The organism is Thauera sp. 27, assembly GCF_000310125.2.
GTDB classification, from domain to species: Bacteria; Pseudomonadota; Gammaproteobacteria; order Burkholderiales; family Rhodocyclaceae; genus Thauera; species Thauera mechernichensis.
The window spans coordinates 1-463 of record NZ_AMXB01000109.1 but is presented as its reverse complement, the minus strand read 5'-3'; the positions used below and the strand labels follow the sequence as shown (position 1 = coordinate 463).

The window sequence follows — 463 nt, the reverse complement described above, 5'->3', positions numbered from 1 at the left end:
GCGATCGGCACCGCGCCGTCCTTCAACTGCAGGTGGCAGGGCTGCTCTTCCTCGTGGTTGGTGTTGGACAGGAACACCGAGGACAGGCGATCGAAGGTGAGCACGCCGTCGGGCTTGGGGTAATTGATCTTCGCGCAGTCGGCCGCCGGCTTGAGCTTGTCATGGTCGGCGCTGTTGCGCAGCGTCCACGGCGCCTTGCCGCGGAACACCACCTGGTCGATGCCGAACAGCAGCGAACCCAGGTACAGGCCCTTCTTCATGTAGGGCTTGAAGTTGCGCGTCTTGTGCAACTCGGCGTACAGCCAGGAGTCGCGGAAGGCGGCCGGGTAGGCGGTGAGCGCGTCGCGCTCGCGTTCCTTGGCGAGCGCCTCGAAGGCGGCCTCGGCGGCGAGCATGCCCGACTTGATCGCGGCGTGGCTGCCCTTGATGCGCGCGGCGTTGAGAAAGCCCGCATCGTCGCCGA

At 66.5% G+C, this 463-nt stretch carries 1 protein-coding gene; it reads right to left on the bottom strand.

Features of this window, described 5'->3' with window-relative positions; all coding sequences use genetic code 11:
- A partial coding sequence (locus tag B447_RS21605; protein WP_004249640.1) for a 4Fe-4S dicluster domain-containing protein occupies window positions 1-463 on the bottom strand: 463 nt, incomplete at both ends.